This is a genomic window from Ramlibacter albus (genome assembly GCF_014297445.1).
GTDB lineage: Bacteria > Pseudomonadota > Gammaproteobacteria > Burkholderiales > Burkholderiaceae_C > Ramlibacter > Ramlibacter albus.
Genome location: NZ_JACORU010000006.1, coordinates 1 through 23,145 on the forward strand (window position 1 = coordinate 1; position 23,145 = coordinate 23,145).

Annotated in this window: 26 protein-coding genes and 1 tRNA gene; 9 read left to right on the forward strand and 18 right to left on the reverse strand. The window is 65.8% G+C overall.

The features are described from left to right. Positions 1-76 precede the first annotated feature (76 nt). The 3 genes from H8R02_RS16455 to H8R02_RS16465 form a co-directional block, all read right to left on the reverse strand. A complete protein-coding gene (locus H8R02_RS16455) occupies positions 77-937 on the reverse strand; it encodes an AAA family ATPase (protein ID WP_187082545.1) in 861 nt (286 codons plus the stop codon). Positions 938-986: 49 nt separating this feature from the next. After that, positions 987-1,964, reverse strand: coding sequence for a reverse transcriptase domain-containing protein (locus H8R02_RS16460; protein ID WP_255429385.1), 978 nt, complete (start codon positions 1,962-1,964; stop codon positions 987-989). 263 nt (positions 1,965-2,227) lie between these two features. Continuing rightward, a complete protein-coding gene (locus H8R02_RS16465; protein WP_187082546.1) occupies positions 2,228-2,566 on the reverse strand; it encodes a helix-turn-helix domain-containing protein in 339 nt (112 codons plus the stop codon). 57 nt (positions 2,567-2,623) lie between these two features. Between H8R02_RS16465 and H8R02_RS16470 the strand changes: the two genes are divergently transcribed. Both H8R02_RS16470 and H8R02_RS16475 read left to right on the forward strand, forming a co-directional pair. Next, positions 2,624-2,923, forward strand: a complete 300-nt coding sequence (locus H8R02_RS16470) for a type II toxin-antitoxin system RelE/ParE family toxin (protein ID WP_187082547.1) — start codon at positions 2,624-2,626, stop codon at positions 2,921-2,923. A 2-nt stretch (positions 2,924-2,925) separates the two neighbouring features. Beyond that, positions 2,926-3,222 carry an addiction module antidote protein gene (locus H8R02_RS16475; RefSeq protein WP_187082548.1) on the forward strand — a complete coding sequence of 99 codons (297 nt, stop codon included), beginning with the start codon at positions 2,926-2,928 and terminating at the stop codon, positions 3,220-3,222. Positions 3,223-3,280: 58 nt separating this feature from the next. Here H8R02_RS16475 and H8R02_RS16480 read toward each other — a convergent pair whose 3' ends face one another. Both H8R02_RS16480 and arsC read right to left on the reverse strand, forming a co-directional pair. After that, positions 3,281-3,511, reverse strand: coding sequence for a DUF1653 domain-containing protein (locus H8R02_RS16480; protein WP_187082549.1), 231 nt, complete (start codon positions 3,509-3,511; stop codon positions 3,281-3,283). Further along, on the reverse strand, positions 3,508-3,936 hold the full coding sequence (gene arsC, locus H8R02_RS16485; protein WP_187082550.1) for an arsenate reductase (glutaredoxin): 429 nt from the start codon (positions 3,934-3,936) through the stop codon (positions 3,508-3,510). The genes H8R02_RS16480 and arsC overlap by 4 nt, the downstream gene beginning before the upstream one ends. Positions 3,937-4,007: 71 nt before the next feature. On the opposite strand from arsC, the gene H8R02_RS16490 reads away from it, so the two are divergent. The 7 genes from H8R02_RS16490 (at position 4,008) to H8R02_RS16520 (ending at position 10,644) form a co-directional block, all read left to right on the forward strand. Beyond that, complete coding sequence (locus H8R02_RS16490) at positions 4,008-4,535, forward strand: hypothetical protein (protein ID WP_187082551.1); 528 nt, start codon at positions 4,008-4,010, stop codon at positions 4,533-4,535. Positions 4,536-5,093: 558 nt separating this feature from the next. Next, positions 5,094-5,540 (forward strand): hypothetical protein, encoded by a 447-nt coding sequence (locus H8R02_RS16495; protein ID WP_187082552.1) that lies wholly within the window; start codon positions 5,094-5,096, stop codon positions 5,538-5,540. Between the two features lie 93 nt (positions 5,541-5,633). Further along, positions 5,634-6,053 (forward strand): hypothetical protein, encoded by a 420-nt coding sequence (locus tag H8R02_RS16500; protein WP_187082553.1) that lies wholly within the window; start codon positions 5,634-5,636, stop codon positions 6,051-6,053. A gap of 140 nt (positions 6,054-6,193) precedes the next feature. Further along, positions 6,194-7,147 (forward strand): NADP-dependent oxidoreductase, encoded by a 954-nt coding sequence (locus H8R02_RS16505; protein WP_187082554.1) that lies wholly within the window; start codon positions 6,194-6,196, stop codon positions 7,145-7,147. A gap of 128 nt (positions 7,148-7,275) precedes the next feature. Further along, positions 7,276-8,928, forward strand: coding sequence for an ABC1 kinase family protein (locus H8R02_RS16510; protein ID WP_187082555.1), 1,653 nt, complete (start codon positions 7,276-7,278; stop codon positions 8,926-8,928). Between the two features lie 105 nt (positions 8,929-9,033). Then, positions 9,034-10,086 carry a TRAP transporter substrate-binding protein gene (locus tag H8R02_RS16515; protein ID WP_187082556.1) on the forward strand — a complete coding sequence of 351 codons (1,053 nt, stop codon included), beginning with the start codon at positions 9,034-9,036 and terminating at the stop codon, positions 10,084-10,086. A 12-nt stretch (positions 10,087-10,098) separates the two neighbouring features. Then, entirely contained in the window at positions 10,099-10,644 is a 546-nt protein-coding gene (locus H8R02_RS16520; protein WP_187082557.1) for an NUDIX hydrolase, read from the forward strand. A gap of 28 nt (positions 10,645-10,672) precedes the next feature. On the opposite strand, the gene H8R02_RS16525 is transcribed toward H8R02_RS16520, so the two are convergent. The 13 genes from H8R02_RS16525 to H8R02_RS16585 form a co-directional block, all read right to left on the reverse strand. After that, complete coding sequence (locus H8R02_RS16525; RefSeq protein ID WP_187082558.1) at positions 10,673-12,850, reverse strand: serine/threonine-protein kinase; 2,178 nt, start codon at positions 12,848-12,850, stop codon at positions 10,673-10,675. A 36-nt stretch (positions 12,851-12,886) separates the two neighbouring features. Beyond that, positions 12,887-13,966, reverse strand: coding sequence for a type VI secretion system-associated FHA domain protein (locus H8R02_RS16530; protein WP_187082559.1), 1,080 nt, complete (start codon positions 13,964-13,966; stop codon positions 12,887-12,889). Next, on the reverse strand, positions 13,963-14,856 hold the full coding sequence (locus H8R02_RS16535) for an adenylate/guanylate cyclase domain-containing protein (RefSeq protein WP_187082560.1): 894 nt from the start codon (positions 14,854-14,856) through the stop codon (positions 13,963-13,965). The genes H8R02_RS16530 and H8R02_RS16535 overlap by 4 nt, the downstream gene beginning before the upstream one ends. Positions 14,857-14,934: 78 nt before the next feature. Further along, positions 14,935-15,011, reverse strand: a tRNA-Pro gene (locus H8R02_RS16540). Between the two features lie 31 nt (positions 15,012-15,042). Continuing rightward, complete coding sequence (locus tag H8R02_RS16545) at positions 15,043-15,492, reverse strand: MerR family transcriptional regulator (RefSeq protein WP_187082561.1); 450 nt, start codon at positions 15,490-15,492, stop codon at positions 15,043-15,045. Between the two features lie 100 nt (positions 15,493-15,592). Then, positions 15,593-15,922: an integration host factor subunit alpha gene (locus H8R02_RS16550; RefSeq protein ID WP_187082562.1), complete on the reverse strand. Its 330-nt coding sequence runs from the start codon at positions 15,920-15,922 to the stop codon at positions 15,593-15,595. Between the two features lie 26 nt (positions 15,923-15,948). Further along, positions 15,949-18,366, reverse strand: coding sequence for a phenylalanine--tRNA ligase subunit beta (pheT, locus tag H8R02_RS16555; protein WP_187082563.1), 2,418 nt, complete (start codon positions 18,364-18,366; stop codon positions 15,949-15,951). Positions 18,367-18,389: 23 nt separating this feature from the next. Next, on the reverse strand, positions 18,390-19,433 hold the full coding sequence (gene pheS, locus H8R02_RS16560; protein ID WP_187082564.1) for a phenylalanine--tRNA ligase subunit alpha: 1,044 nt from the start codon (positions 19,431-19,433) through the stop codon (positions 18,390-18,392). Positions 19,434-19,496: 63 nt separating this feature from the next. Beyond that, complete coding sequence (gene rplT / locus H8R02_RS16565; protein WP_187082565.1) at positions 19,497-19,856, reverse strand: 50S ribosomal protein L20; 360 nt, start codon at positions 19,854-19,856, stop codon at positions 19,497-19,499. Positions 19,857-19,877: 21 nt separating this feature from the next. After that, positions 19,878-20,081, reverse strand: coding sequence for a 50S ribosomal protein L35 (gene rpmI / locus H8R02_RS16570; protein WP_187082566.1), 204 nt, complete (start codon positions 20,079-20,081; stop codon positions 19,878-19,880). Positions 20,082-20,197: 116 nt separating this feature from the next. Then, positions 20,198-20,797: a translation initiation factor IF-3 gene (gene infC / locus H8R02_RS16575; protein ID WP_187082899.1), complete on the reverse strand. Its 600-nt coding sequence runs from the start codon at positions 20,795-20,797 to the stop codon at positions 20,198-20,200. Between the two features lie 21 nt (positions 20,798-20,818). Further along, positions 20,819-22,726, reverse strand: a complete 1,908-nt coding sequence (thrS, locus tag H8R02_RS16580) for a threonine--tRNA ligase (RefSeq protein WP_187082567.1) — start codon at positions 22,724-22,726, stop codon at positions 20,819-20,821. Between the two features lie 166 nt (positions 22,727-22,892). Next, positions 22,893-23,081, reverse strand: coding sequence for a hypothetical protein (locus H8R02_RS16585; RefSeq protein ID WP_187082568.1), 189 nt, complete (start codon positions 23,079-23,081; stop codon positions 22,893-22,895). Between the last annotated feature and the right edge of the window lie 64 nt (positions 23,082-23,145).

A 23,145-nucleotide genomic window follows, 5' to 3' on the forward strand; every position in this document is an offset into this window, starting at 1 on the left:
GAAAATGAAGTCACCCAGGGAGTTCAGGCGGCTGCAAGCCGCGCAGACGCGAAAGGTCCAGCAAGAGGGACCAGCGCTAAGTTGCGACTAGAACGTGTCCGGGAGTACGGGGGCAAGACCAGTCGCATCCCTTGAAGCCGAACATCAGCGTACGCGCGTAGTTATAGGAAGCTTGGCGTAGCGTAACTTCATGGGCTTCCCGTTCCATGTAGATCATCTCGCCTTTTTCCAGGGTGCTCATGAGCGCCAAGGAGTGAGTCGTGAAGACTAGATGCACGCCGTGGCGCTCGCACAGAAGTCGCAACTCGCCGGACAAACGTGCCTGGGCATCCGCATCGAGGGAGATATCGATCTCGTCGATGAACAGGAATTTGACCCCAGAGACGATTCGACGATAGACGCTGATGAGGAAATACTCTCCCGAGCTCAGATGGTCTTCGCGCAGGTAACGGTCTTCCGGCCGGCGAAAGCAGTAGAAGGATCGGCGGCGGATACGAACTTCCAGCAGGCCTGTGAACCTGTCCGTGCGATAGACGCGATTGAGGAAGTCATTGAGCTCCTGTCGAGGTGCGCCCTGCCCAATCGCCAGTGCCGTGCGGAGGTCGTGGTCATGTTCAACGATTGCCTGAAACGCCTTGAAGCGGTCACCGTGTGGCACGGGCAGCTCGACACCAATGATGGCCTTCAGGTGGCGCGGGATCGGAGTGCGCGAACTGAGAGTCCCGAGGTCCGGGTCGAACCTGAACTCAAATACTTGCTCACCAAACTCGTACCGAATCCAACTATCGGGGCCGACGATCCCCTCTGAGGACGTCGATGCCAATGTGTCTCCCAGCGGGATAGTGAGCAATGCCTTAGCCAATGTCGTCTTGCCGCACCCGTTTCGTCCGACGATCGCAGTGATTCCGCGCTTGCCCAAATCCACCGACCACTTCAAGGTCGCAATGTGTTGAATTTTGGTGAGAGTGACGCAAAGCTGCATGCAATCACCCGAACGACCGGTGAACGAAACGATCGACCAGCGCCGAGCCGTACTTCATCCGCAACTTGTCCAAGTACTCTTGGTCGACAGCGTTGATGTAGTTGATCCAGCCCGAGAGGCGGGCTTCCGCCTTGTCCGGCTCGCCCGTCACTTTCTTGGCGAAATCGGCAAACTTTGCGCGGTCCTTCAGGTAGAAGTGCAGCAGGACCTCGATATTTGCTCGCAACTTTGCGTCGACTGTCACCTTACCGTTGGGCAGTAAGACCACTCCCAGCAGCCTAACCTTCGACCCCACGTGCAACGACTTCGACTTGAACGGGTTTAGGCGCAGTTTCTCGCCAAAGTGCTCACGCAGCAGCCCTTCCACAATTTGGCCAGCGCCATGCACCTCATCGCGATCGGACCCCGAGATGATCAGGTCGTCTGAGTAGCGGCTGTAGACGAGGCTTCGCGACTCGCATTCTTTCTGCAACGCGGTGTCGAAAGCGAATAGAACTGCATTGCTGAGAACCGGCGAAGTGGAAAAGCCAAGCGGCAGTGCATCATCGATGCAAACCAGCTGCAGGATTCGATCTAGATTAGATTCCAGTCCCTCAACAGGCGATGCCATCGCGCCGCCAACGAGCGTGGCGCGAACCAAGCTAACGTCGATGCTTGGAAAAAAGTCTGCCAAGTCGCTCACGAGGAAGTGGCGGCCGTGCTTGTGAATCCGGACTGCGTCGGCTGCACTGACACCTTTTCGATACGCGAAGGCGACTCCGGTGTTCACAGGCAAGAACTCAAAGACAAAGAGATTCAGGAACTCGTGGTACGCGCGAAGCTTGTCGGAGGGCATGTGGAGCGTCCGGCGCTTGCTGCCGATTCGGGGCGTCGTCGTCGTGTAAAGCGAGGTCACGTCCGCGCCAATGAAGTCCGCAAATTTCTGCTTGCCGTGGAACATCGCGCCGAACAGCTCTGCGATTGGCTTTTTGGGCAGGTTCAAGGCTCAGCCTCCGGGCAAAGTCGAAGGTTGTACAATAGCGTCATGCCAGCGACTAGGAGCATCTCCGGTCATAAACGTTGGCCTCTGAGGCGTCTGAATCTACTTGTGTGGAGACCACAGGTCTCCACACAAGGCGTAGAGTTCTAGAGGCTTCGAACGGGTGCCCACTTGTTTCGAAAACCATCTCCCGCATTGCCTCGCTGAGTAGTCGTATCTTGTGAGAACTGGGGTCAGATTCCATTTCGCTTGCAACTGAGTCGGTGCTATCCGCAGTGCCGTTCCCCGACGGACATCGAGCGCAAGCGCACCGTGCTCATAGAAGTGTCCCCCGCCTGCTGAATACGCCGGGTGAGATGCAGGAGCCGCTTGCTCGAGAACCGAGCCAACTTGAAACGCTTCAACCCCGAAACGTGAGGCCGGGAAATCCCGAGGCGTTTCGCGGCAGCGGCTTGGGACATTCCTTCGAGCAGATCGATAAGCCGCATTGCCAATTGCACGCGCAAGCGGCGGTCGTCGGGGTCCGGCAAGCCGAGGTCCGCGAACACGTTCCTTGAGCCGGTTTCGACATCCGGCGACGATGGGGCTTTGAGCTTAGCTTTCATTTTCCACTTTCGTTAACCATAGTTGACATCACCTCTGATGTCAACTATGATTCACATATGCTCCTGACCAAGCGGACAGAGACATTCGACAAGTGGTTGAACGCTCTCCGCGACAGGATGGGGCGGCTGCGTATCCTCGCCCGCTTGACGCGAATCGAAGCCGGCAATTTCGGCGATTCGAGACACGTGGGCGAAAACGTGTTTGAGCTTCGAGTCGATCACGGCCCCGGCTATCGCGTGTACTTCACGCGCCGGGGTCCGGTCGTCGTGATCCTGCTGTGCGGTGGCGACAAGTCGTCCCAGGTGGCCGACATCGCAACCGCGCAGCGCCTCGCCAGGGAAATGAAGGAGTACTGACCATGGCCGAAAAGATCAGCGACTACAACGCCGCCGAATACCTCAAGACCCCCGAGGACGTCGCGGCCTACCTCGAGCTCTGCTTCGAGGAAGCCCAGGGAGACCCCGCGGTGATCGCCGCCGCGCTCGGGACGGCTGCGCGCGCATCGGGTATGTCTCAGGTCGCGCGCGAGGCAGGCCTCACGCGCGAAGGGCTCTACAAGGCGCTCTCGGCCGACGGCAACCCGAGCCTGTCCACGATCGTGAAGGTGCTGGCTGCGCTCGGCCTCCGGATGGCGGTGGAGCCGCGCCGGGTCTGAGGCGCACGTCCACCGGACTGCGCGCGGTGTTGCTACTTGCCGGATGTATCGCGTCCATTCAGGCGACAGGCGCGAATCGCGGCTGCCGAACGCCATCCACGTCAATACTTTCAAAGAACATCGCGTGCGGCCGCACCCACAGCCCGTGCTCGCCATAAAGCGCGCGGTACAACACCAGTGGCTCCAGCGTCTCGCTGTGGCGCACCACGCCCAGCACTTCGTATTCGCCGCCCTTGTAATGGCGATATCGGCCGGTGGCGGTGGGCGGCAGGGGCGCAAGGTCGCTCATGGTGCTCGCCGCTTGCCGGTGTCGATCACCTGCTGCCCGTCTTCCTTGGTGAACGGCGCAACCACCGGCACCGGAAGGATCTCGAGCACGACTTCGGAATTCGGCCGGCACAACATCGTGCCCAGCGGCGTGACGACGATCGGGCGGTTCAGCAGGATGGGGTGCTGTCCGATGAAGTCCACCAGCTCGTCGTCGGTCCAATGCGCGTCCGCCAGCTTCAGCTCCGCATATACCGGTTCCTTGCTGCGCAGGACGTCGCGCACCGACAAGCCGGCATCCGCGAGCAGCTTGCGCAACAGCGCCCTCGTGGGCGGCGCCTTCAGGTAGTCGATGACGGTAGGCTCGATGCCGGCATGGCGGATGATTGCGAGCGTGTTGCGCGACGTGCCGCAAGCGGGGTTGTGATAGATGGTGACTTCCGACATGTGGCGATTATCCGCACGTTGCGGCGTTTCGCTCCTTCTGTCACGATCCCCAACCTGGAGGAGCGCCACCCATGCCGTTCACCTACCCCGACTGCATCCGCAAGCTTTATGAAAGCGAGAGCAACGGCGAAAAAATTTATTCGGCGCTGTTGCGTGCGGCGAAGGGCGAGCGGGACCGCTACCACTTCGCCACCCTGCTTCAACTCGAGTCGGAGACGAAGGCCCGGTTGCAGCCCTTCCTGTTCAAGTACGGCGTGGCGTACTCGACGCCCGACATTCAGCCCTTTGTCGATGGTGCCGTAAGCCTATACGTCGAACATGGATGGCAGGCCCTGATGGCCGCATCAAGGCCCGTGGTGCAGAAAGGCATCGCCGAATTCGAGGCCATCGCGGCGATCGGCCTGGCGGAGGATGCCGACGTGCTGCAAGGCATGGTGCGACACGAGAAGGCCATTCTCCAGTGGGTGGATGCGGAGCTGGCCGGAAGCGGTGACGATTCGCTCCGCGCGGTCATTGCAGAACTCGCGCACCCGATTCCCCGCGATGCAGGCGCGGCGGGCGAGCGGGGCTCGGACGCCGGCAAGCATGCCGCTTGTTGACCTCGCGAGATCTTGGCCGAGTCACGATCAGCTGACGGGCAGCACCTCTCCTTTCTCACAGGCAAGTACCCGTCCATGCCCTACCGTGGAACAAAGCCGGGGTGTCCGGCTGACACTTCCAAGGACCTCACATGCCGCAATCGAACAAGGACAACAAGGGTGGAAAGACCCACGCGAAAAAGACTCAGCACGCGGGTGGCGCTGTCTCCGACAAGGCAGCCGGCCAGTCGCGCTCCGGCGCATCGCCCACCGGTCCCCACAAGCATGGAGAGAAGAAGACTACTCCCCGATGAGCCTTTGAATGTCGCAACGAGACACGTCGAATACCGACAAGCAGAAGCGCCCCGGTAAGCAGGGAGAAGTCACGCGGCCGGAAGGCAGGGCGCGGGGCTGGAACAGCACCATGAACAAGCCTCAAAGCGGAGGCAAGAACATGAACTCGCGCGCGAAAGTGCCGTTCGGCCCTACGGGGGGCTTGGGACGAAAGACCAACCTGGCGCGCTCCTCCTGAAGCTCAAGGGCGACAGACGCCCTTTCCGCGAGGCAAAATGCCCGCGCATGAGGAGTACCGTCAAACTGGAGCTGAACGCCCGCGAGCAGAACCGCCTTGCCAACGTACGCCGACTGATCAAGACCGCCGGGTCGATCAAGGCGTTCGCCGCCAAGGTCGGTGCCGCGCTCAGCACCGTCAGCCAGTACGCCGGCCCGAACCCGAGGCGCCGCATCACCGAGAACATGGCGCGCGGGTGGGAAGAGGCGCTGGGCCTGCGCGAAGGCGAACTCGACGCGCCCCCGCCCGACAAGGTGATGGTGGCGGCCTCGCCGGCGACACCGCGGCGGCGGGCGAGCGACGCCCTGGCCGCGCACATGGTCGACCTGTCGCGGGTCGCGTCGCCTGCCACGCGAGCGTTGATCGAGAAGTTGGTCGCCGTCGGCAGCAAGAACCTCCTGCCGGAGGCCCGCGCCCTGCAGTTGTTCGAGGAAATGGCGGCGCTGGAGCGTTGAGCACCGCCCGCTCCGTGGCTGTCGGCCCAAACCGACTCGCGCGCGCTGCGCCAAACCCACACGCTGTGCAGTTGGTGCGTCAATAATGAGCGCATGGAACCGCGGAAAAGTATTGCAGAGCTTCGGTCCCACGTTGCCGCACTCGTGGAGCAGGAGGCAGGGCTCCTGCAGAAAGCGTTCGAACTGAGCAGGGACGAATCGAGCCGTGCGTCAGTCGGCGGCATCTTTGCCCAGGTCCAGAAGATCCAGCGCGAACGCAGCGCGTTCCGGAAGCAGATCGGCGACCTGCTCGGGTCCAGCCGCATGCACTCACCTGCCGAGGTGTGGCAGCCGGGTGTGTACGACTACCGCAGCGAAGTCGGCAGCAAGAGCGTACGCGCGCGCGTGGTCGCCGGGCCGCTTGGGCTGCTTGTGCATATCCCCGGCCAAAGTCGTGCAGTACGGATCGAGACACTCGCGGGCACCTTTGACGGGCCGCTCGCATCGGACGACTCCACCTCATACCTGGCCTGATCCGCCATGCAATGAACCATCGCAGTCCTGGGCCCTGGCCGGCACCGGACGCAGCAGTTTGCCGTCAGGACCCGCAGGCCTGAGGATTGTGTTCGCGGCCCCGCTTGGGCACGCTGGGTCTCCCTGACCAGGAGAGATCCATGAAAGCAGTCCGCATCCATCGTTACGGCCCGCGCGAAGAGCTGGTGTTCGAGGACGCACCGCTGCCGGTGCTGGCGCCGGACGAGGTGCTCATCCAGGTGGTCGGCGCGTCGGTCAACCCGGTCGACTGGATGATCCGGCAAGGCAAGCTGAAGGAAGTGCTTGCGCATGCCATGCCGCTCACGCTGGGCTGGGACGTGTCGGGCGTGGTGAGCGCCGCGGGCAACCTCGTCACACGCTACAGCATCGGCGACAGCGTGTACTCGCGCCCCGACATCGCTCGCAACGGCACGTATGCCGAATACGTGGCGGTGCGGGCGGCCGAGGTCGCGCCCAAGCCGGCCACCATCTCGCACATCGAGGCGGCGTCGCTGCCGCTGGCGGGCATCACGGCATGGCAGGCACTGGTCGACGTGTGCAAGCTCAAGACCGGGCAGCGTGTCCTGGTCCATGCGGCCGCCGGCGGCGTCGGCTCGCTGGCGGTGCAGATCGCCAGGGCGCGAGGCGCCTACGTCATTGGCACGGCCTCGGCCGCCAACAGGCACTTCGTCCTGTCGCTGGGTGCGAATGAATTCGTCGACTACCGCACGCAGACGCTGGAGTCGGCCATCCAGGAGCCGGTGGACGCGGTGCTGGACACCGTCGGCGGCGAGGCCCAGGAAGCCTCGTTTCCCCTGCTCAAGGCCGGCGGCGTGCTGGTCTCCATCGTCAGCCCCCCGCCGCAGGAGCTGGCCGCAAAGTACGGCGTGCGCGGGGAATTCCTGATGATCGGCCCGAATGCCGAGGTGTTGGAGCAGCTGGCGAAACTGGCCGACGAGGGCAAGGTGCGGCCGGTCATCGGGGCGGAATTCGCGCTCGAAGACATTGCGCGGGCCCACGCGCTGAGCGAAGGGCGGCATACGCGCGGGAAGATCGTGCTGTATGTCGGGCCGCCGCGGGGACGACCCGTGTGACGAGCTACATCGCGCCTGATCCCTCGGCCATCCCGTGCACCATTCCGACACGCGGACGGGTCGCGGGACGATAAACGCCCGGCTCTGGCATAGCGACACTCGAGCTCTCCCATGAAGTCCCGGGCCGCATGACAACCAAAGTCGAACACTTGCACCGTTGGCGGCAGATCGCCCGCCTGATGTGGAAGCACGGCCGTGCCATTCGCGCCGGCGACAGCTCAGCCGGCGACAACGCAACCGGCGAAGACCCGCAGCAACGCGCCGACCAGCTGGCCGCGGACCTCGAGGGGATGGGGCCGGCGTACGTGAAGCTGGGCCAGGTGCTGTCGAGCAGGCCCGACCTGCTGCCCGCCGTCTATGTGAAGGCCCTTACGCGCCTGCAGGACGACGTGAAGCCTTTCGCATTCGACGAAGTACGCGCGATCGTCGAGGAAGAGCTCGGCGTGCGCATGACCAAGGCCTTCCAGTCCTTCGAGCCCGAGCCCATCGCGGCCGCGTCGCTGGGCCAGGTGCACGCCGCGACGCTGCGCGACGGCACGCCCGTGGTCGTGAAGGTGCAGCGGCCCGGCGCCAGCCAGCAGGTGGCCGACGAGTTCGACGTGCTCTCGCAGGTCGCGCACTTCCTCGACGCTCACACCGACGTCGGCCGCCGCCACCGCCTGCGGCTCATGCTGGAGGAGTTCCGCGTCTCGATCCAGGAGGAGCTGGACTACGAGCGCGAGGCGGAGAACCTGGTCGCGGTCGGCCGCAGCCTGCGCGAGTTCGAGCATCTGGTCATACCGCAGCCCATCCCCGACTTCTGCACGAAGCGCGTGCTGACGATGGAGCGGGTGCACGGCACCAAGATCACGAAGCTCTCAGGCTACACGCGGCTGGACGTCGACGGCACCACGCTGCTCGACGAGCTTTTCCACGCCTACTTGAAGCAGGTGCTGGTGGACGGCCTGTTCCATGCCGACCCGCATCCGGGCAACGTGTTCATCACCGACGATGGGCGCCTGGCGCTGCTCGACCTCGGCATGGTGGGCCGCACGACGCCGGGCATGCAGGAGCACCTGCTCAAGATCCTGCTGTCGGTGAGCGACGGGCGCAGCGAACAGGCCGCCGAAACCCTGCTCGAGGTGAGCGAGAAGACGGAGGACGCCGACCCTGCCGACTTCCGGCGCCGCCTGGGCCTTCTGGTCGCGCGCGAGCAGGGCCGCGGGCTCAAGGACGTGAAGATCGGCCAGACGCTGCTGGACATCAGCACCGTCGCCGCGGACTGCGGCTTCTTCGTGCCGAGCGAGCTGGCGCTGCTGGCCAAGACGCTGCTGCAGCTGGACGAGATCGGCCGCGTGCTCGACCCGCAGTTCGACCCCAATGCGGCCGTGCGCCGGCATGCGGCGCAACTCCTGTCGACGCGGATGAAGCGGGAGGCCACCGAGGGGAGCTTTCTGACGGCGGCGATGGAGTTCAAGAACTTCGCCGCCGGCCTGCCCCGCCGCGTGAACCGCATCATGGACGCCGTGGCGGACAACGAGCTGGAGATCAAGGTGCGCGCAACGGACGCGGCCGGCATGATCGAAGGCATGCAGAAGATCGCCAACCGCGTCACCACCGGCCTCGTGCTCGCGGCGCTGATCATCGGCGCCGCGCTGCTGATGCGCGTGGAGACCGACTTCCGCTTGCTCGGCTACCCCGGGTTGGCGATCGTCTGCTTCATCGGCGCTGCGCTGGGCGGTGTGTGGCTGCTGGTGAACATCTACCTGCAGGACCGGTCTTATCGCAGGTCTCGCGGGTAGGCGACTCGAGGCGCAATTCGGGCGCCGGCTAGCCGAAAACCCCAACCGGCGCCGCTCGCGGATGCTGTAACTTCGGGCCATCCGCAACTTGCCCGGAGAACAACCATGATCCGCCGCCGCACCCTGCTCCAGTCCACCGCCGCTGCCGCCCTCGGCGCGCCCACCCTGAGCGGCCTCGCGCAGCAGTCCGTCACCCTCAAGTTCCACACCTTCATGGCCCCGCAGTCCAACGTGTGGCTCACCATGCACAAGCCGTGGATGGAGAAGGTGGAAAAGGACTCCGGCGGCCGCATCAAGTTCGAGGGCTACCCGGCCATGCAGCTGGGCGGCACGCCGGTGCAGCTTTACGACCAGGCCAAGGACGGCGTGGTCGACATCGTGTGGACGCTGCCCGCCAACACGGCCGGCCGCTTCCCGCGCATCGAGGTCTTCGAGCTGCCCTTCATCATGACCAACGCGGAGGCCACCTCCAAGGCCTACTGGGAGTACCACCAGGCCATGGCCAAGGAGGAGTTCAGCGACACGCAGGTGCTCGCGCTGCACGTGCACGGCCCGGGCATGTTCCACACCAAGGACAAGCTGGTGAAGCACCCGGACGACCTCAAGGGCATGAAGCTGCGCGGCCCCACGCGCCAGATCACCAAGATGCTCGGCCACCTGGGCGCCATCCCCGTGGGCATGCCGCTGCCGAGCATCCCCGATGCGCTCTCCAAGGGCACCATCGACGGCTGCGTGATCCCGTGGGAAGTGGTGCCCTCGGTGAAGGTGCACGAGCTGACCAAGTTCCACAGCCAGTTCGACCCCGCGGGCGGTGCGCTCTACACCACCACGTTCGTGATGGCGATGAACAAGAACAAGTACAACTCGCTCGCGCCGGACCTCAAGAAAGTGATCGACGCCAACTCGGGCCTGGCGACGTCCGCCTGGCTGGGCCGTACGCAGCAGGGCAACGACCCCATCGGCCGCAAGTCCGCCGAGGACCGCAAGAACACGATCTACACCATCCCGCAGGCGGACGCGCAGGAGTTCAAGCGCAAGTCGCGGCTGGTGGAGGTGGAGTGGGTGGCCGACATGGACAAGCGCGGCTTCGACGGCAAGAAGCTGCTGCAGACCGCCCGCGACCTGATCGAGAAACATACGAAGACCACGAAGACTTAAACTTGGCGGGTCTTGTTCCGATCGCCCATCAAGCACTGCCGTAACTGCGGCGCCTCCGTTGTGTACCGCGTCCCCGACGACGGGGACACGCGCGAGCGCGCCGTGTGCCCGGCCTGCGACACCATCCATTACGAGAACCCGCTCAACGTGGTGGGCACCGTGCCCTACCTCGGCGAGCGCGTGCTGCTGTGCAAGCGCAACATCGAGCCGCGCTGGGGCAAGTGGACGCTGCCGGCCGGCTTCATGGAGCTGGGTGAAACCACCGAACAGGGCGCCGCGCGCGAGACCACCGAGGAGGCCGGCGCGCAGTTCGAGATGGAGGGGCTGATCACCGTGATGAGCGTGCCGCGCGTGGGGCAGGTGCACCTGTACTACCGCTGCAGGCTGCTGTCCGACGTGTTCGACCCCGGCCACGAGACGATCGAGGCGCGCCTCTTCACCGAGGAGGAGATCCCCTGGGAGGAGATCTCGTTCAAGACGGTGAAGGAGACGCTGCTGCGCTACTTCGAGGACCGCCGGCGCGGCGCCTTCACGGTCCACACCTTCGACATCGACTAGTGCTATTTCTGCGCGCTATTTCTGCGCGCTATTGCTGCGGCGTCGTGCGGACCTTGCTGTCCTCGCGCAGGCGCTTTTCCTCGCGGTACTTCACGCACAGCGCGTGGTTGCGGGCGACCGGCTTGTCGCAATGCTCGGCCAGGCACAGCTCGCGCGAGAGGAAGACCTTGTCGCGGCACTGCTCGACCGGGTTGGGGCCGGAGGTGGCGGGCAGCGGCGGCGGCACGGGCCGGGGCGCTTCTTCCACGCGCGGCGGCGGCGCGACGATGTGCGGGCGTGCGGGCTCGGGCGCGGGTGCCGATGCGGCCTTGGGCGGGCGGCTTGCCGCACGGCGCGCGCTGGCTGCGGGCTTCGCGGCCGATGCGGCGCCGGAAGCAGCGGCCCCGGCAGGCGCACTTGCAGGCACGGAAGCAGCGGCCGCAGCCGTGCTTGCGGGTCCGGAGGCAGCGGCAGCCGTCGCGCTTGCAGCGCCGGCCGGCGTTTCCGCGACGGGCACGACGGCTGAAGCGGGCGGCGTGCCCACCGCGGCCGCGGAAGCAGCGGCTACAGGTGCGGAGGCTGCGCCCGCTGCGCCGGCCGTCTTGTCGCCACGGCCCATCAGCATCATCGCGGCGATGCCGACCACGACGACTGCGGTGGCAGAGGCCAGCATCACCATCGGCTTGTCGACGCGCTTGGCCGGCTGGGCCGGGGTGGTTGCTGCGAGCTCGGAGGTCGGCGCAGGTGTCGCTGCCGGAGCCGGTGTCGCTGCCGGAGCCGGTGTCGCTGCCGGAGCCGGTGTCGTTACCGGCGCAGGTGTCGCTGCAGGAGCGGAAGTTGCCGGAGGCGCAGCTGCTGACGGTTGCGAGCTTTCAGCCGCAGCCGCAGCCGTGGGCACGACGGTCATCGCCTGCGTGGCCTCGTAAGCACGGTCGGGGGTTGCCGGTGCAGCCGTGGCAGCTGGCGCAGTCGCCGGTGCCGTGGTCGTCGAAGGCGACGTACCCGGCGTCAACGGCCGCGACGGCTCGGTGCGCAGCCGCGTCGCCTCGAGGTCCGGGTCGCTGTCGCCATTCGTGCCCGGCATGGTCATCCCGCTCAGCACGGTCTGGTCACCCGATGAACCGCTGGCCAGCTTGCGCAGCCGCCGGCGCGCGAGGTCGGCATAGATGCCGGCAGGGAATTTCTCGAGGAAGGCCTGGAACTCCTCCGGGTCGGTCGAGTCCTTGATGTCCTTCCAGTAGACGAGCTCCAGCTCCTGCGTGACGGTGTTCGTCATGCTGGGCGATGTCATGCCGCCCGGCGTGGTCCCGGCGATGGAGCCGGGGCTCGTCAACGGGCGCGAAGCAGCGGGGTCCGCCTTCTTGTGCGGGTCCGCCGGCGGCACGACGGTCTGGTCCTCCGCCTTGCGGATCGCGGCCTGCAGCGCCACGGCGAAGTCGCGAGCGGTGGCGAAGCGCTGCTCGCGGTCCTTCGCGAGAGCGCGCGCAACCACGGCGTCGATCGCGGTCGGCAGCCGCGCATTGAACGAGCTGGGCGGCGCCGGCTCGGTGCCGATGATCTGGTGGATGATCGAGAAGTCGTTGTCGCCGTCGAAGGGGCGCTTGTCCGTCAGCAGCTGGTACAGCACCACGCCCACCGAGAACAGGTCGGCGCGCGCGTCCACCTTCTGCCCCTGCACCTGCTCGGGCGACATGTACTTGAGCGTGCCCACCATGCTGCCCTGCGTGCGCGTGGCGTCGCCCGAGTCCTGGATGCGCGCGACGCCGAAGTCGGTGAGCTTGACGCGCCCGCCCGGCTCGATCATCAGGTTGGCCGGCTTGATGTCGCGGTGCACGATGCCCTGCTTGTGCGCGTAGTCCAGCGCCGAGAGCAGGTCGCGGATGATCTTGAGCGACTGCTCCAGCGAGTAGCGCACGCCGCGGTCGAGGTGGTGCTTGAGGTCCTCGCCCTGCACGTACTCCATCACCAGGTACGCGATGTCGTCGTGCCGGTCGGAGTCGTAGACGCTGACGATGTTGGGGTGCTGCAGCCGCGCGGCGCTGCGCGCCTCGGTGCGGAAGCGGTGCTCGTACTCCGCCGCGGCTTCCTCGGACAGGTTCTCGACCTTGACGGTCTTGATGGCGACACGCCGCTCGAGGTTGGGGTCGCGGCCCTCGTACACGACGCCCATCGCGCCTTTGCCGAGAACACGGGTCAGTTCGTAGCGGCCGAGTTTCTTGAGACTCACTTCCGGCTTGGGCCTCAGGGTAAGGGACGGTGCATTCTAGCGTTGGGCACGCCGGCCCTCGCGCAGGTAGGCTTCGGCGAAGTAGCGGTCCAGCATCTGCTGCGCCCATTGCGGCAGCTCGCCACGCTTTTCGGCGTAGAACTTCGCATACGCGTCCCACGCGCGGGCCGACTCGAACAGCTTGGCGCCGCCGCCCAGGAGCTTGGTCTTCAGCGTGTCGGGGTCGAACTCGCGCAGCGTGCCCTCCACCGCCGCGCGCGCCGCGGAGCGTGACGCCTGCTCGTGGGCCACCAGCTCCGCGAGCAGGTCGCTCACGGCGCGCTCGGGGCCGATGAAGCCCACGCTCGCCCCGCGGCCGCCGAAGAGGTAGCGCAGCTTGTCGTCGAGGGTGCCGTCCACCTTCAGCGGGTTGATCGCGGTGCCGCGCACGCCCACCATCGTGCGGTCCTCGGCGTTGAGGTCCTGCTTGGATTGAAGCGAGGCGGACTGCAGTTCCAGGATCCCCTCGACGAGCACGCGCACGACCTTGCCGACGGTTTCCAGCTCGCCCTCGCTCATGGCGGCCATGTTGTCCAGGCCGAGGCCGCGGAAGAGCGCGGCGACGTCCTGCGCCACGCCCAATGCATTCGCGTTCAACGGCGCGCCGGCCAGGCCGCCGGGCCCGAAGGTGGTCTCGAAGCCCCAGTCGCCGAACGGGTCGTCCTCGATCTGCGCCTTGCCGGCCGGCAGCGTCTGCAAGGCGCGCATGTCGTCGGGGATGGGGGCGATGCCGGACGCGTCGCGGTCGAACACGGCCCACGGGTCCTCGGCGCCGGCCTGCGCGGTGAGGGCGTACTCGGCGAGCTTGAGCACCTGCCCCATCGGCAGCACGCCGCGCGCGCCCGGCGGCGCTTCGCCGAAGGGCATCTCGACGCCGTTGACGACGGACAGTACGTGGAAGTGCAGCTCGCCGTTGTCGTTCCACACGCTCAGGTGGCGGCGCGACACGTTGCGCGAAGGGTCGGGCAGGCAGACGCCGCAGTCCACGTCGCGGCCCAGGATCAGGGCGGGGTCGCCGGGGTTCAACGTCTTCGTCACATCGAGGCCCGGGCCGGCGATGCGAAGCTGGATGGTCATGTCTTGACTGAGAACAGCGCGATCGGCGGCTCTTCGGCCGTGCGGTCGCAGCCGAGTGCGATCTGCCCGCTGCCCACGAGGTAGCACTCGGTGCGCCGCAGCACCACGGGCTCGGGCTGGTTGCCCATGTACACCCAGGTGCCGAAGCTCGAGTTGTCGGTGAGCACGTAGTGGCCGCCGCGCCACTCCACGGTGGCGTGGATGCGCGAGACGCGCGAATCGTTGATGGAGAGGTCGGCCGTCATGGACCGGCCGATCGTGACGCGCTCGCCGCGCGGCTGGACCTCGATGGTGCTGCCGGCCAGCATCAGCTCCAGGCAGGCGTCCTGCCGCAGGCCGCCGAACATCGACACGCCCATCACCGTGGCTTCGGCGTCGCGCTCGGGTTGCCATTCGACGCGGTACACCTCGGTAGCCTCGGCCTTGCCGCGCAGGTAGATGGGGCCCAGGCTGCGCAGCTGCGTGCGCTGGGGCGGCGCAAGCGCTTCGTGCACGCGTTGGCTGGTGAGGATCTGGTCAGCGCCGGCAAGGTCCGCAAGACGCGCGGCGCTGTTCACGGCATCGCCGTAGCAGTCGCCCTCGATCTCCACCACCTCGCCGGACTCCACGCCCATCTGCATCTGCACGGGGTTGCCCATGCCGCCGGGGTAGATCGGCTTTTCGACGAGGCGCTTCTGGATGGCGACGCAGGCCATGATCGCGTCGCCCTCTTCCTTGAAGACCACGAACAGGCCGTCGCCGAGCAGCTTGACCACGCGGCCCTTGTGCTGCTCGAACGTCTTGGAAAGCGCAGTCGTGAGTTGCGTGACGAAGCGGCCGGCGGTCTCGTCGCCGAGGCGCTCGAAGATGCCGGTACTACCGACCAGGTCTGCGAAGACGACTGTGGCCATGTCCGAGGCATTGTAGAGGCAGGGTGGAAAGCAAGAAGCCGGTTGAACACTAGGTTCAACCGGCAACGCGTGAGTTTTTGGTCGGCGTGGCGGGATTCGAACTCGCGACCCCTTGCACCCCATGCAAGTGCGCTACCAGGCTGCGCTACACGCCGAGCCGGCCATTATAGCCTGCCCCCAGTGCGGTCAGTGCGTGGAGCTGAGCAGGTCGCGGATCTCGAACAGCTCGCGCCGCACGAACTGCAGCTTCTGCGTCATCGCGTCGCTCATCTCCGGCGGCGTGCTCTCCTCGAAGTCGTCGAGGGCCGAGTCCTCCACCTCGATGACTTCCACGCCCTCGAGCATCACCTCGCCCGCGCGGCGCTTGTCGCGCTCGGTCTGCACGATCTCCTGCAGCTTGTTGCGCGCGCCGCTGATGGTGAAGCCCTGGTCGTACAGCAGGTCCCGGATGCGGCGGATCATCAGCACCTCGTGGTGCTGGTAGTAGCGCCGGTTGCCGCGCCGCTTCATGGGCCGCAGCTGCGTGAACTCCTGCTCCCAATACCGTAGCACGTGCGGCTTGACGCCACACAGCTCGCTGACCTCACCGATGGTGAAGTAGCGTTTGGCCGGTATGGCCGGGAGGGCTTTCTCCATTGAAATCAATGCGGTAGGAGAGAAAGCTACAAGGTTACTCTAAGACCGGGGCAAAGCAAAGCCGGGGCGTCGAATGGGCCCCGGCCGCGTTGTTTTGGGTTCAGCGCTCGGCCTCGCCGTTGCCCTGGATCTGTTCCTTGAGCTTGTGGCTGGCGTGGAAAGTGACCACCCGCCTTGCCTCGATCGGGATGGCCTCGCCGGTGCGCGGGTTGCGGCCCGGCCGGGGGGCCTTGGTGCGGATCTGGAAGTTGCCGAAGCCGGAGATCTTGACGTCCTTGCCCTCGACCAGGCTGGTGGCGATGAGGTCGAAGAACGCGTCGATCATGTCCTTGCTCTCGCGCTTGTTCAGGCCGATCTGCTCGAACAGGAGCTCCGCCAGCTGCGCCTTGGTCAACGCCGGGGTTTCCAGGCTCTCGACGGCAAATTCCATGATCTCCTCGCTCCTCCGCATCTTCATCAACCCCTCAGCCGGCCGCCGAGCCCTTGCGTGACGCGCTCCACCACCGCGCCCACCGCCGCCTCGATCTGCTCATCGGTCAGTGTGGCTTCGCTGCTGGCGAGCGTCAAGCGCACGGCCAGGCTTTTCTCGTTGGCGGCCATGCCGGCCGTGGCCTGCTTGGGCTTGTAGACGTCGAACAGCAACGCACCCCGCAGCAGGCCGTGCGTGTCCGCCTCGCGGATCGCGCGCAGCAGTGCGTCGTGCGTGACCTCGTCGCGCACGATCACGGCGATGTCGCGCTCGGCGGGCTGGAACTTGGGCACGGGCTCGAACACCGCGACATGGCGCTGCACGGCGGCGTCGAGGTCCAGCTCGAACAGCACCGGCGCATGCGGCAGGTCCCACGCCTGGCGCCACTTGGGGTGCAGCTCGCCCACCATGCCGACGGTCTGCCCGTCGATGCGGATCGCGGCGCAGCGGCCGGGGTGCATGGCGGGGTGGTTGGCGGTGACGAACTCCGCTGTGCGCGGCGCGAGCAGCGACTCGACATCGCCCTTGACGTCGTAGAAGTCGGTGCCGGGCGACTTGCGGCCCCATTGCAGGCCGTCGGGCTCGCCGTAGGCCAGGCCGGCGACGTGCATGGGCTGGTTGACGCCGTGCACCGTGCTGTCGGTCGTTGCGACCGAGCTGTCGCGCTGGAACACGCGGCCGATCTCGAACACGCGCACGCGCTCGGCCTTGCGGTCCAGGTTGAACTTGAGCACCTGCAGCAGCGAGCCGACGAGCGACGAGCGCATCACGCTCATCTGGCTGGACATCGGGTTGAGCAGCTTGATCGGGTCCTTGTTGCCCGCGAGGTCGCGCTCCCATGCCTCGTCCACGAAGCTGAAGTTGATCGTCTCGTGGTAGCCCAGCGCGGCCAGCAGGCGGCGCACCGCGAAGCGGCTGCGGCGCGATTCCGGCGGCAGCTTGGCCGTGATCGGCGCGAGCGGCGGCGTGGTCGGCAGGTTCTGGTAGCCGACGATGCGCGTCACTTCCTCGATCAGGTCCTCTTCGATCGTCATGTCGAAGCGGTACGGCGGCGGCGTGACGGTGATGACGCCGTCCCTGGCCGTGGCTTCGAGGCCGAGGCGCTTGAAGGCGTCGAGGCATTGCGCCTCCGAGACCGGCATGCCGATCACCTTGGAGGCGCGCGCCACGCGCATGCTCACCGGCTTGTTCTCGGGCAGCTTGGTCACCTGGTCGTCCATCGGGCCGGCTTCGCCGCCGCAGATGTCGATGATCAGGCGCGTAATGTGCTCGATGTGCTCCACGGTCTGGCTCGGGTCCACGCCGCGTTCGAAGCGGTGGCCGGCGTCGGTGGAGAAGTTGTAGCGGCGCGAGCGCCCCTGCACGGCCTCGGGCCACCAGAAGGCGGCTTCGACGTACACGTTCTTCGTGTCGTCGGAGACGGCCGTGGCGTCGCCGCCCATGATGCCGGCGAGCGACTCGACTTCCTTGTCGTCGGCGATCACACCCACCTTCTCGTCGACCTCGATGGTGTTGCCGTTGAGCAGCTTGAGCTTCTCGCCCGGCTTGCCCCAGCGCACGTCGAGGCCGCCGTGGATCTTGTCGTAGTCGAAGATGTGCGACGGGCGGCCGAACTCGAACATCACGTAGTTGGAGATGTCCACGAGCGCCGTCACGCTGCGCTGTCCGCAGCGGGCCAGACGGTCCACCATCCACTGCGGCGTCTTTGCCTTGGTGTTGACGTTGCGCACGACGCGCCCGCTGAAGCGGCCGCACAGGTCGGGGGCGCTGATCTTCACCTTCAGCTTGGTGTCGTGCGTCGGCTTCACCGGCTCGAACTTCGGCTGCTTGAGCGGCGCACCGGTCAGCGCGGAGAGTTCGCGCGCCACGCCGTACACGGACAGCGCGTGCGCGAGGTTGGGCGTGAGCTTGAGCGTGAAGACGTGGTCGTCGAGGTCGAGCACCTCGCGCACGTCCTTGCCGATCGGCGCGTCGCTCGCGAGCTCGAGAAGGCCCGCATGGTCTTCGGAGAGCTGCAGCTCGCGCGCCGAGCACAGCATGCCCTGGCTCTCGACGCCGCGCAGCTTGCCCAGCTTGATCTCGAAGGGCTTGCCCTCCTCACCCGGCGGCAGTTGCGCGCCCACGAGCGCGGTGGGCACGCGAATGCCAACGCGCGCGTTCGGCGCACCGCAGACGATGTTGAGCAGCGCACCCTGCCCCACGTCGACCTGGCACACGCGCAGGCGGTCGGCGTTGGGGTGTTGCACGGCTTCCTTGATCTCGCCCACGACGATCTTCGTGAAGGGCGGCGCGACGGGGCGCAGCTCCTCCACCTCGAGGCCGCCCATGGTGAGCGTGTCGGCGATCTGTTGCGTGGCGAGCGGCGGGTTGCAGAACTCGCGCAGCCAGGACTCGGGGAATTGCATCTTCTTCTCGTCTCGTCGGCGGCTTATCGGAACTGGCGCAGGAAGCGGATGTCGCCGTCGAAGAACAGGCGCAGGTCGTTCACGCCGTAGCGCAGCATGGTCAGGCGGTCCGGGCCCATGCCGAACGCGAAGCCGATGAACTTCTCGGGGTCGAGGCCCATGTTGCGCACCACGTTCGGGTGCACCTGGCCGGAGCCGGCCACTTCGAGCCACTTGCCCGCGAGCGGGCCGCTCTGGAACTGGATGTCGATCTCGGCGCTGGGCTCCGTGAACGGGAAGAAGCTGGGGCGAAAGCGCAGCTGCAGGTCGTCCGTTTCGAAGAACGTGCGGCAGAAGTCGAGGAACACGACCTTCAGGTCCTTGAAGCTCACGTTCTCGCCGAGCCACAGGCCTTCGCACTGGTGGAACATGGGCGAGTGCGTGGCGTCGCTGTCGACGCGGTACGTGCGGCCCGGTGCAATCACGCGCACTTCGGGCATCTCGCGGCCCTCGTACTTCTTGACGTGCGCCTGCGCATAGCGCACCTGCATCGGGCTGGTGTGCGGGCGCAGGTTGTAGGGGATGCCGTCGTCGCCCTTGATGTCCACGTAGAACGTGTCCTGCATCGAGCGCGCGGGGTGGTTGGGGGGGTTGTTGAGGGACGTGAAGCTGTGCCAGTCGCTCTCCACCTCGGGGCCGTCGGCGACATCGAACCCCATGGAAGCGAAGATCTGCTCGATGCGCTCCATCGTCAGGCTCACGGGGTGCAGCCCGCCGGGTTCGCGCAGGCGCCCGGGCAGCGACACGTCGAGCGCTTCGGCCTTGAGCTGCGCTTCAAGCTCCTGGTCGGCCAAGGCCTGGCGGCGCTCGTTGAGCGCGGACTCGATCGCCTGCTTGGCCACGTTGATGGCGGCGCCGCGCGTCTTCTTCTCCTCCACGGAGAGCTGGGCCATGCCCTTCATCAGCTCCGTCACGCGGCCGGACTTGCCGAGGAACTGCGCCTTGGCGTTCTCCAGGTCGGCCGGCGTGGCGGCTTTCGCGAACGCATCGCGCGCGCTGCCGACGATCGAATCGAGTTCTGTTGTCATAGACGAAAAAGGGGCCAAGGCTCGCAAGCCTTGGCCCCTGAACTTACCTTGTTGCTACAAAGGTCAGGCAGCCAGCTTGGCCTTGACTTGCTCCACGATGCCGGTAAACGCCGCGGGATCGTTGTAGGCGATATCGGCCAGGACCTTGCGGTCGATGTCGATGCCGGCCTTGCGGATGCCGTTGGCGAACTGGCTGTAGGTCAGGCCGTTGGCACGGGCTGCCGCGTTGATACGCGCGATCCACAGCTGGCGGAACACGCGCTTCTTGGCGCGGCGGTCGCGGTACGCATACTGGCCCGCCTTCATCACCGCTTCTTTGGCGATGCGGAAGACGTTGCCGCGGCGGCCGCGGAAGCCCTTGGCGAGGGCGAGGACCTTCTTGTGACGGGCGCGAGCCGTTACACCACGTTTGACGCGAGGCATTGTGTTTTCTCCTTCTTCGTCTTAGAGGCCGGCCGAGGGCAGCATCTGCGCCATGTGACCCATGTTGGTCTCATGAACGCCGGTGGGCCCGCGCAGGTGGCGCTTGTTCTTGGTGGACTTCTTGGTCAGGATGTGGCGCTTGAACGCCTGGCCCCGCTTGACGGTGCCACCCGGACGCACGCGGAAACGCTTTTTCGCCCCGCTCTTGGTCTTCATCTTGGGCATTTGCATGCCTCCTTCTACTTTGTGCTCGTGAGGCGTCACGGATGTTCCGTGCCTTGATGGCCCCGAGCCACTTGTTGGCGAGCTCTTAACTCACCACTTCTAACGAACCCGCTCTCTCAAGCAGGCGTCGTATTCGATGCCGATGCCTCCGCGGCCTTGGCCGCGCTCGGCTTCCTCTTGCCCGGCGCGATCATCATGATCATCTGCCGGCCTTCGAGCTTGGGGAACTGCTCCACCACGATGGTGTCCCCGAGGTCGTCGCGCAGGCGCTGCAGCAGCGCCATGCCGATTTCCTGGTGCGTGATCTCGCGGCCCCTGAAGCGCAGCGTGATCTTGCACTTGTCGCCCTCCTCCAGGAAGCGGCGGATGTTGCGCAACTTGATGTTGTAGTCGCCGTCATCCGTGCCCGGGCGGAACTTGACTTCCTTGACTTCGATGACCTTCTGCTTCGACTTCGCTTCGGCGGCCTTCTTCTGCTCCTGGTACTTGAACTTGCCGTAGTCCATCAGGCGGCAGACCGGAGGTTGGGCCGTGGGCGCGATCTCCACGAGATCGACGTCCATCTCGCCCGCCATTCGCAGCGCCTCCTGAAGGCTCACGATGCCGATAGGCTCGTTGTTGGGTCCGCTCAGGCGGACTTCCGGGGCCATGATCTCCCGGTTCAGGCGGTGCTTGCGTTCCTCGCGTTGGCGGCGGTCGCGAAAATCAGTAGCGATGGTCGATGTCCTTTTTCAAACTCAAAATTTCCCGGCGATGTCCGATGCGATCTTCTGGGAGAAGGCTTCGAGGGACATGACACCGAGGTCCTGGTTGCCCCGGGCGCGCACGGCGACCGTGCCGGCAGCCTTTTCCTTTTCGCCCATGACGAGCAGGAAAGGCACCTTCTGCAACGAGTGCTCCCGTATTTTATACGTAATCTTTTCGTTGCGCAGGTCGAGGGTGACCCTAAGCCCTTGATTTTGCAGCGATTTGGCCACTTCCCTGGCGTAATCCTGCTGCGCGTCCGTGATGTTCAGCACGCTGACCTGCACCGGGGCCAGCCACGCGGGCAGCGCGCCGGCGTGGTGCTCGATCAGCATCCCGATGAAACGCTCCAGGCTGCCGACGATGGCGCGGTGGAGCATCACGGGGTGGGCGCGGCCGCTCGTCTCGGTCACGTACTCGGCGCCCAGGCGCTCGGCCGTGTTGAAGTCCACCTGCATCGTGCCGCACTGCCACTGGCGGCCCAGCGCGTCCTTGAGCGTGTACTCGATTTTCGGGCCGTAGAAGGCGCCGTCGCCGGGCGAGACGACGAAGTCCACGCCGGAGCGGCGCAGCGCCTCCATCACGGCGTGCTCGGCCTTGTCCCACAGCTCATCCGAGCCGACGCGGTTTTCGGGCCGCGTGGCCACCTTGTAGAGGATGTCCGTGAAGCCGAAGTCCTTGTAGACCTGCTGCAGCTTCGTCGTGTACGCGACGCACTCGTCGAGGATCTGGTCCTCCGTGACGAAGGCATGGCCGTCGTCCTGCGTGAAGCCGCGCACGCGCATGATGCCGTGCAGCGCGCCCGAGGGCTCGTTGCGGTGGCACTGGCCGAACTCGCCGTAGCGCAGCGGCAGGTCGCGGTAGCTGTGCAGCTTGCTCTTGAAGATGAGCACGTGGCCGGGGCAGTTCATCGGCTTGAGCGCGTAGTCGCGCTTTTCCGACTCCGTGACGAACATGTTCTCGCGGTAGTTCTGCCAGTGGCCCGTCTTCTCCCACAGGCTCTTGTCGAGGATCTGCGGGCCCTTGACCTCCTGGTAGCCCGTGTCCTTGTAGACCTGCCGCATGTACTGCTCGACGACCTGCCAGACCGCCCAGCCCTTGGGGTGCCAGAACACCACGCCCGGCGCGACGTCGTCGACGTGGAACAGGTCCAGCTCGCGGCCGAGCTTGCGGTGGTCGCGCTTCTCGGCTTCCTCCAGCACGTGCAGATGGTTCTGCAGCTCTTCCTTCGTGGCCCAGGCCGTGCCGTAGACGCGCTGCAGCATCTCGTTCTTGCTGTCGCCGCGCCAGTAGGCGCCGGCGACCTTCATGAGCTTGAAGAACTTCAGCTTGCCCGTGCTCGGCACGTGCGGGCCGCGGCACAGGTCCTCGAAGCCGCCTTCGCGATACAGCGAAACTTCCTGGTCCTGCGGGATGCTGCCGATGATCTCGGCCTTGTAGTGCTCGCCCAGGCCCTTGAAGTACGCCACCGCCTCGTCGCGCGGGAGCACGCGGCGCGTGACCGGCTCGTCCTTGGCCGCGAGTTCGGCCATGCGCTTCTCGATGGCCTGCAGGTCCTCGGGCGTGAAGGGCCGCTTGTAAGAAAAATCGTAGTAGAACCCGTTCTCGATGACCGGGCCGATCGTGACCTGCGCGTCGGGGAACAGCTCCTTGACGGCGTAGGCCAGCAGGTGGGCCGTGGAGTGGCGGATCAGCTCCAGGCCTTCGGCGTCCTTGGCCGTGACGATGGCGACCTTGGCGTTGTTCTCGATGCGGTGCGACGTGTCGACGAGCTTGCCGTCCACCTTGCCGCCGAGCGCGGCCTTGGCCAGGCCCGTGCCGATGGAGGCGGCGACTTCGGCCACCGTGACGGGGCCGGGGTACTCACGGTTCGAACCGTCGGGGAGCGTGATCTGGATCATGTTTCTGGAATCTCGGGGCGGAATACAAAAAGCGCGGTCAGTGCCGCGCTTTTCGTTGGAGAACCTGACGTTCAGTACACGCGCGACCACCGACCCCTAGCGGGCCGTGAAACCTTCCGTGGTAGTTCGCGGTGTCATAACCATCTGTGCCTTTCCCGCGCGGATTCTAACCCGCCTGCACGAAGCCCGTGCCGTTGCACCTTTCGCAGGGCGTGATGATCACCTGCTTCTCGACCTCGAAGTTCTCGTTGATGTTCTCGGAGTCGTAGCGCAGCTCGCCGGTGCCGTTGCAGTCGGGGCACTTCTGCTGGTTGAGCTTGCTCGCGTCGAAGACGCCGGTCTTCTCGTTGGCCATGAGCCCCTCCGCGTGGGTGGATGGGGCCCCACTCTACAAGGGCTGGGGGCCGCGCACAACCGGG